This is a genomic window from Mycoplasma sp. 5370 (genome assembly GCF_054343435.1).
Genome location: NZ_JBTGVF010000034.1, coordinates 1 through 7,330 on the forward strand (window position 1 = coordinate 1; position 7,330 = coordinate 7,330).

Sequence of the window (7,330 nt, forward strand, 5' to 3'; positions counted from 1 at the left end):
AGGACATTTTGATTAATAAATACCCCGGGACATTTTGATTAATAATTTGCAAAAAAAACATAAAATAAGCAAAAGTGCCTTGCAAAATCATTTTTTTGCCAAAAAAGTGCTTTTTATTTTGTTTTTAAAAAATTAATGTGCTAAAATTTTTGCACTATGAACTTAGAAAAATACACTGCATATTTAATAGAATGATTAAAACAAGAAGTAGCTAAAGCTAATATGAAAGGTGTCATTGTTGGCATCTCTGGAGGGATTGATTCTGCTCTTGTTGCAACTCTTGCAAAAAGAGCATTTCCAGACAATAGTCTTGGTGTTATTATGCCAATTAATAGCATGAAAAACGATCAAGATGATATTGCAAAACTTGTGCAAAAATTTGATTTAAAAACTGTAACTATTGATTTGAAAGATACTTATGAAACAATGCTAAAATCCTTTGATTTACAAAATAAACTTGCAATTGCTAATATTAAACCAAGATTGAGAATGACTACTCTTTATGCTCTTGCACAAGAGTATAAATATCTTGTTTTAGGAACAGATAATTTCTCTGAAATGTATCTTGGATATTTTACAAAATATGGTGATGGTGGGGTAGATTTACTACCTATAGTACAACTTACTAAAAGTGAAGTAAGAGCAATGGCAAGATACTTAGAAATTCCAGAAAGTATTATCAATAAAACTCCAACAGCCGGTTTATGAGAAAACCAAAGCGATGAAGCAGAATTAGGTTTTACTTATAATGACTTAGAAACTTACTTTAAAGACAAAAGTAAACTTGATTCAAAAACTATAGTTTTAATAGAAAAACAACATAAAATTAGTGAACACAAAAGAGTTGCTTTACCAAGACCAAAACATTACAGCGAAATCAATTAAAGTAGGAAAAACATGGCATTTTTCCTAAATTAGTTTTTTTCTTTAATATTTTTAAGCAAAAACGAAATATTTAAGCGGGAGAGTATGACAACGATAGAAAGCGAAAGAGAAAAAGACAAAAAAATTATAGAAACAATTATTTTTGCAATAGTTGAAGAAATCAAAGTTTCTAATATTTCTTTTTCTAAAAATTTTGAAGATGGAAGAACAAACTCAGCAATTAACGAAAAAGAGATTTTAAAATTTATTTTAGCAAATCAAAAAATCAAATCATTACTTAACAAAATGAAATGGAAACTAACCGATAGCAAACCAAGAGAATGGTATGATTTAGCTATTGAAGGTGAAACTTCTGAATATTTTGTTCCTATAAACTTAAAAATAACCTCCCTAGACAATAATTCTGGTGATAATTTGAATTCAAAAGGTGGCATTTATTTTGCCTTAACTGGAAATAAACCAGATTTTTCAAATCAAATAAATTGAAATGATTATTTTCAAAAACTTCACGACAATATTAAAGAAAACTACAAGGATTATTATTTTTTAATCATTGATAAAAATAATTTAAAAGAATCATTCTATACTTCTTTAAAACAAATAGAAACCTTAGTTTCCAACGGAAATAATTTACCATTTCAGTGTATTTGAAGTAAAAATAAAAATTTAAAATATAGAACTTATAATGAAGCTAAACAATTTATTTTGCATTACCTAAGAGAAAGTATAGAAAAAAGAGCAAATATATTAAATGATTTTAACAAATACTTTACAAAAAAAGGTGATGAAAATGAATAATATAACACAATTAAATAAAAAGAATTTAGGTCAAGTTTTTACTCCGGAATTTATTGTTGAAAAAATGATTAAATTAATATCTATACAAAATCCAAAACGTATTTTAGAACCTTCATCCGGGACAGGTAATTTTTATTATAAATTAAAGGAAAAATACAGCAATTCAGAAATTATTGCAATTGAAAAAGATAGCACTATAAGTCATAAAGAAGCCATCATTAATTCATATTTTAACACTAACTTTAAAAGTGATGTTATAATAGGAAATCCCCCTTATGTAGACTTTAAAAACATTCAAGAAAATTTACATTCAAACTTTCTAAATCATAAACCTAATTTATTTTATTTTTTTCTTGAAAAAGCTTTATTTGATTTAGAAGAAAATGGAGAATTAATTTGAATTATATCAAGTAAAATCTTTTCCAATAGCAGTGCTAAAAAATTAATAAAACATATATATGATAATTTTTCTATAACATACTGAGAACCGATTTCTGAAAACGTATGAGAAAACGCATCAGTTCCTACTTCGATAGTAAAAATAGTTAAAACTAAAAATCATCCTAAAAAGTTAGAATATTTTTATAATAATGGAAAAATTATATTTGGTAAACCTTTAGAATTAAATCATAAAATAGTAGTAAAAGTAGGTGGTGCTTCTGGTTTTAATAGCAAAATTAAAGCAGGACTTACAGAATTTATAAATTCACAAACCGAGAGAACATTAAAAACAACAAAAATATCTTACGAGCCTGAAAAGTGGATAAGACCGACTCCTAAAAGTCCACATAATTTTTCTTTTCAAATTTTTGTTAATTGCTTAACAAGAAAAGAAAAACCTTTTTATATTTTAGAAAATACACAAGAGAACAAATTTATACATTATGATGCATCAGTTCTTTCGATTTACACTTTTTGTTCTCTTGATGAAACTATGGAGATTCTTGAAAAACTTAATAATTTTGATTGAGAAAAAGCAGGAATTAAAAAAGATGGTAGATTTCATTTCTCTCAATCATTGTTAAGTTCTATTATATTCAGTAATAAATAATAATAAAATGGTATAAAGAAAAAAAGAAAAACAATAAAATTAATCAAAAAATAGGTGATTTTTAACTTTTTTACTATTTGCTGGGAAACTTGATAAAGTATAATTATAAAAACAATTTTGTGTTACAATTATATTATCATTAGTAGAGCTGCTGTTGGCAGTTTCCATTGTTCCGGCACTGGAAATAAGAAAAACTCACATTTAGTGAGTTTTTTGAATGCTTTGATTTCATTATTTTTTAAAAGTAAAGTTTCTTGCTGCATAATAAACAGCTTCTGCAATTGTTGGGTGTGTATATGATTTAGTTTGTAAGTCAGTAAATGTTCAATCGTTTTGGATAGCATGAGCTATTTCATTAATTAAAATGTGTGCCCCTTCTAAAAACATAAAACTTCCTAAAATTTTATTTGTTTTTTTATCAATTAAAAATTTAACAAAACCGTGTTTTTTATCTAAACCATCAGCATGTACTCTTGGTAATGCAGCAGCAGGTAATACTAATGATGCATAATCTACATTAGAATTAATTAGTTGTTGTTCGCTTGAACCAACTCCTGCAAATTCAGGATTTAAATAAACAGATCAAGGAATAAATTTAGGATTTACTACCTCGTTGTGTTTTTTATTTAATAATTCTTTTGCAACAATATCTCCTGTTTTATAAGCAGTTGTTGAAAGAAGTAAAATACCTGTTACATCTCCAATTGCATAAACATTTTTTACACTTGTTTCCATTTTATCATTTACTTTAACAAAACCAGTTGGAGTTAATTCAACATTAAGTTTACTAAATGATTCTGTATTAGCAACTCTACCAACTGCCATTAATACTAAATCATCGGAAAATTCCTGTATTTTTGAATCAATTTCTACTAATAAAGTTTTATCTTTTACTTCTAGAAGTTTGACATTTTCATAAATTTCAACACCTTTTTCTAATAAGTAATTTTTTACATTTTTTTGTAATTCAATGTCAAAATTACCCATAAAACTTCTTGCTTCTAAAATAGTAATTTTAACTCCAAGAGTTGAATAGAAATAAGCAAATTCTAAAGAAATTGGACCTGAACCAACTATTGTCATTGATTCTGGTAATTTTTCCAATGTTAGTGCTTTATCTGAATCGATTAAAAATCCTTCTTGGTAACCTTGTTCAAAACCTTTAAGGTTTAATTTTCTACTAGAAGAACCGGTAGCTAAAACTAATTTATCAAATTCAATAGTTTCGTTAGTTAGTTTTATAGTTTTATTACTTAAAACTTCACCATATTCTTTAAAAATGGTTACATTGCTAGAAACTAATAATTTTTCAATATTAGCATTTAGTAATTCTTTATTATCTTTTCTTCTTTTTTGAATTTCATTTAAATGAAAGTGTTTTCCATTTAAATGAATACCAAATTCTTTAGCTTTTTTGACAGTTTCATAAACTTTTGCAGATTTAATTAAAGTTTTAGTAGAAATACATCCTCTATTAACGCAAGTTCCACCTAAGTCGCTTTTTTCAATTAAAGCGACATTTTTTCCATTTGTAGCTAAAATGCTAGCAAGGCTATATCCACCTGGACCACCACCTAAAACTACTACATCAAATTTTTTCATTTTTTTCTCCTTTTTTATAAATATATTTTATAGTTTTATTATATAGCAGCTTTATTTAAAAAACTTAGAAAATAATAAAACAAATGAAAAAATTGCATTTTTTTGCATTTTTTTCATTCAGGAAAGCAATTTTTTTATTCTTCATAAAAGATTTTGTTGTACATATCTTGATTTTCCCTTTCGGAAAAATGCAAGTATTTAAAAGTGGTTGTAATTTTAATATGGCCCATTAACATTTGTACCATTTTAGGATTTGCATCATTTTTTAAAAGGAAACTAGCAAAAGACCTTCTTAAACTATGGGGTGAATAAATTTTTCCCAAAATTTTTTTAATTTGCTTAGCTACTGTATTGGGTTTGGCATTTTTATATTTATCTCAATTTTCAAACATTATTTTTAATGTTTCATATTTATAAAACAATTGTCTTTCACGATTTCCCTTTCCTATAGTATATAGTCTGCCATCTCTAATATTTAAATGCTTTAATTCTCCAATTCTTATTCCTGTTTCAAATAAAAAACGAATTATTGTTTTATAAAAAATTTCTGTTTTCCGTTTAGTTTTAATTGTTGTTTTTTCATAAAGTTCTTCTTTTGTTATTATCGCTCTAAAGTAGAGCGGGATGGGTTTGAGTTTGATTTTGCTTAATTTTTCTAATTTTTCTTCATCCTTTGTATACTTTAAAAAACTATGATAAATATCTTTTAAAGTATGCTGGTATCCACCACCTTTTTTATCATCGATAATAATTTCAATTACTTTTTTAAATTCTTTATTATCAACATCTAAAACATCTCCTAGTATATATTCGTATTGTCTAATTGTATTTTTAGACAAATTAATTTCTGTACAATATTCTAAAAAATCTCTAACTTTCATCTTTCTCCTTATTTATAAAATTTAAAAATACACAAACAAATTTAATTTCATTTTATTTTTGACTTAAAAACTTAACAAAAAATATATAAGTTATAAAATTCAATTTTATTAAATAAAAATTAAATTCTCAAATAGTTCTTTTTTAAATCCGTAATTTTGCACTATTAATGATATATAATTTTTGTTTTCACATTTTTATAAACATTTGTAGAAAAAGTGTTATAATAATATTGTAAACATAGTTCATTACACTTAATTATCTAAATTTAGATAATGAAAACCCCATTGCGCTACAATGAGGTTTTTTTATTATTTTTTGAGGTAATGAACTTTAACAAATTTATAATTTTAGAATTTGATAATAAATACTAAAATTATGATTAAAATTAAGGTTATCATTTTCTCTATGAATAATATAAAACATAGTTCACCACCCCTTTCTGTGACAAAAAACTTAGTCACATTTTAATATTACCACAGAATTTATTTTATTACAAAAATACGGAAAAAATTGGGATTTTTGGTTTATTTTTCCTAAAATTTTTGTGTCATTTTAAGATTAAAACTTTTAACAATCAATGAAAGAATGATAAAATTTTTTACATCGTTAAAAACCAACTTTTGAATTTTATTAATAATTTATTTATAAACAAAAATTATGATTAATATATAATTAATACTATGAAATTAATGCTATATAACTCAACTGGACCAAAAAAGGCAACTTATAAAAATATTGGATATTGACAAGTTAATGGAAAAACCAGAAAAAATGTTAAACTTTTAGGACTAGGAAACGTCATTCAATTAAAAAAGAAAAATGAAAATTTCGAAGCTATAATTAAAGAGGTTATCAAACAATACGATGAAAAAGTTAATTTAGTTTTTTTAAAATCAGAAATAGACAGAGCATTAGAAAACCGAGTTACGTATTGAGATATCTTATATTATGGTTCTGAATTTATAAAAGAATATATTGAAGATATAAAATTATTAAATCAAATTACTTTTGACCAAAATAAAGAAATGAAAGAAGTAATTTCTTATCAAATAGCCAACAAAATAATAAATCCTAAAAGAATAATTGAAGAATTCTATATTAAAAACATAACAACTTTAAATCCAGATTATTCCAAAAGTAATTTCCATCAAGCTTTAAGTATTTTATTTAAAAATAAGTCTAAAATTTTAGATTTTATTTTCAAAAATAAAATCAACAAAGAAAACAACTTATTATTTTTTGATTCAAAAACTATTTATTTAGAAAATATTATAAAGGACAATTTACAAGACTTTAGTTTTTTTGAATATTATGAATTTTATGATGATCAAGTTGTTTTATCTACGATTTACAATGATCAAGGAATACCTATTTTTTATAAAACATTTGCTAAAAATACAGAATATGTTGAAACCTTAATTCCATTATTTGAAGAATTAAAAGAAAGAATTTCTATCAATAAACTAACAATAATAATTAATAAAGAAATGAGTTCTACTGAAAATATACAATTTCTTGAATCTAACAATATAGATTTTATAATTCCATATAAAACAAAAACTGCTTCTAAAAAAGAAAATAACAATATCAAAACCAATGATTCTTTTAAATCTAAAAAAATAAAAACTTTTTCTGTTTATAAAACTTCTTTATTAGAAGTAGAATTAGATTTCTATTGAAATCAAGAAAAAATCCAAGAAATATTCAAAACTTTAAAAAGCAATGATGAAACTGGTTCAATGTTGGTGTATAATCAAAACCACATTGAAGAAAGTGCGTTTTTTTCCTTTATTTCCCTTTATGTTTTCAAAAATTTATTAAGCGAAATAAAAGATTATTATAAGGAATTAGGAAGTTCAGAAAAAATTACTGATAAATCATTAATAAACATTTTAAATAGTTTAGAATATATTGTAGAAAAAGATACAAACACAAAAGAAATTATTAGAAAATTTAAAAAAGAAGGAGAATTTTCTAATAATGCATGAAAAATTTTTGAAGAATTTGAAAACTATATAAAAACCAAAAAATCTAAAATCAATAAAAACTAGTTTAATTAAACATGGACACAAAAACTTAACATTATTTTATAACGTCGCAGCAAATTGTTGC

Annotated in this window: 6 protein-coding genes; 4 read left to right on the plus strand and 2 right to left on the minus strand. The window is 24.0% G+C overall.

The genetic code is table 4. From position 1 onward, the window contains the following. Positions 1-156: 156 nt before the first annotated feature. The 3 genes from nadE to ACXX88_RS03780 all read left to right on the plus strand — a co-directional run bounded on the left by nadE (position 157) and on the right by ACXX88_RS03780 (position 2,734). A complete protein-coding gene (nadE, locus tag ACXX88_RS03770; protein ID WP_458559633.1) occupies positions 157-885 on the plus strand; it encodes an NAD(+) synthase in 729 nt (242 codons plus the stop codon). An 84-nt stretch (positions 886-969) separates the two neighbouring features. Further along, the gene (locus ACXX88_RS03775; RefSeq protein WP_458559634.1) at positions 970-1,683 is read left to right on the plus strand and encodes a hypothetical protein; all 714 of its coding nucleotides are present in this window, start codon (positions 970-972) and stop codon (positions 1,681-1,683) included. Further along, positions 1,676-2,734, plus strand: a complete 1,059-nt coding sequence (locus tag ACXX88_RS03780; protein ID WP_458559635.1) for an Eco57I restriction-modification methylase domain-containing protein — start codon at positions 1,676-1,678, stop codon at positions 2,732-2,734. The genes ACXX88_RS03775 and ACXX88_RS03780 overlap by 8 nt, the downstream gene beginning before the upstream one ends. Positions 2,735-2,965: 231 nt before the next feature. Here ACXX88_RS03780 and ACXX88_RS03785 read toward each other — a convergent pair whose 3' ends face one another. Both ACXX88_RS03785 and ACXX88_RS03790 read right to left on the minus strand, forming a co-directional pair. Further along, complete coding sequence (locus tag ACXX88_RS03785) at positions 2,966-4,336, minus strand: dihydrolipoyl dehydrogenase (RefSeq protein ID WP_458559636.1); 1,371 nt, start codon at positions 4,334-4,336, stop codon at positions 2,966-2,968. Positions 4,337-4,470: 134 nt separating this feature from the next. Next, entirely contained in the window at positions 4,471-5,217 is a 747-nt protein-coding gene (locus ACXX88_RS03790) for a tyrosine-type recombinase/integrase (protein ID WP_436358470.1), read from the minus strand. Between the two features lie 690 nt (positions 5,218-5,907). Here ACXX88_RS03790 and ACXX88_RS03795 point away from each other — a divergent pair. Continuing rightward, positions 5,908-7,269: a transposase gene (locus ACXX88_RS03795; protein WP_458559637.1), complete on the plus strand. Its 1,362-nt coding sequence runs from the start codon at positions 5,908-5,910 to the stop codon at positions 7,267-7,269. Positions 7,270-7,330 lie beyond the last annotated feature (61 nt).